The sequence below is a fragment of the Solemya elarraichensis gill symbiont genome (assembly GCF_002021095.1).
Classification (GTDB): domain Bacteria; phylum Pseudomonadota; class Gammaproteobacteria; order Chromatiales; family Chromatiaceae.
Window position 1 is genome coordinate 1 of sequence record NZ_MPRK01000347.1, and the last position, 1304, is coordinate 1304.

A 1304-nucleotide genomic window follows, 5' to 3' on the forward strand; every position below is an offset into this window, starting at 1 on the left:
ACTCTCCCGACGACCTCACTAAACTCATTCGCTTCATACTGACCCACAACGCATTCACATTCAACGGCCAACACTATCTACAGGAACACGGAACAGCCATGGGAACTAAATTCGCACCACAATACGCCAACCTCTTCATGCACAAACTCGAACAGGATTTCCTCTCAACACAGACGTTACAGCCAGATCTCTACAAACGGTACATAGACGACATCTTCCTCATCTGGACCCATGGACTCGAAGCTCTGAAACACTTCCACAACGCATTCAACCACTTCCACCCCACCATCAAGCTTACTATCGGTTACTCATACGACAGCGTTGACTTCCTGGATACCACCGTCTCGATCAGAAACAACCGACTATTCACTTCTCTATAACGGAAACCAACGGACAACATCACTATGCTTCACTACTCCAGCTTCCACCCGAAACATGTCAAGGACTCCATCCCATACAGTCAGGCACTCAGAATACACAGGATATGCTCATACAAAGAAGACCGCGACTTACACCTCAACACACTACGCTCCGCCTTAGTGAGGGATGGCTACCATGCCAAACTCATCGACGAACAGTTCCACCGCGCCACATCGAAAAACCGCGAAGAACTACTGAACAGGACCATACGCACAGAAACCAAACCACGTACACCGTTTGTCACCACCTACTTCCCGGGAGCCGACCAACTACGAAAAACACTACGCCAGACACAACACCTCATCGACAGCGATCCATACCTATCCGACGTCCTTCCACAACCGCCCCTCCTCGCCATTCGTCAACCACCCAATTTGAAACGGACACTTATTAGAAGCAAACTCCCCGAGCCATCGCCAACCCAACATGGAACACGATCCTGTCAGAAAACAAGATGCCGCACATGTCAACTCATCGACGAAAGCACTACCGTTACACGCGACAACACCACACTTACGATCCACGGAAAATACACATGCAACTCAACCGGTGTAGTTTATCTCATTAGATGTAGAAAGAACTGTTCCGACGCTTGGTATATAGGGGAGACCAAACAGACACTTCGCGAGCGAATGAACGGACACCGCGCAACTATCCGAAACTGCTCCACACTACCGGTAGGCGAACACTTTTCAACCCATGGACACACCGAATCGGACATTCAGCTGAACATTCTACAGGGAAACCTCCACACCACTCACGAACGACGCATCGCTGAACAGAAACTCATTGCTAAATTCCACACACATGACAACGGACTCAACAAGGACTTAGGGTTTATGGCTAGGTACAACTGAGTACTTTTCACATTGTCTATCTATATT

At 48.7% G+C, this 1304-nt stretch carries 2 protein-coding genes; both read left to right on the forward strand.

Annotation, left to right across the window (positions count from 1 at the left end; translation table 11 throughout):
• A partial coding sequence (locus BOW51_RS10835; protein ID WP_217349046.1) for an RNA-dependent RNA polymerase family protein occupies nt 1-380 on the forward strand: 380 nt, incomplete at its 5' end.
• Between the two features lie 24 nt (nt 381-404).
• Nucleotides 405-1277: a GIY-YIG nuclease family protein gene (locus tag BOW51_RS12045; RefSeq protein WP_503167680.1), complete on the forward strand. Its 873-nt coding sequence runs from the start codon at nt 405-407 to the stop codon at nt 1275-1277.
• The last annotated feature ends 27 nt before the right edge of the window (nt 1278-1304 follow it).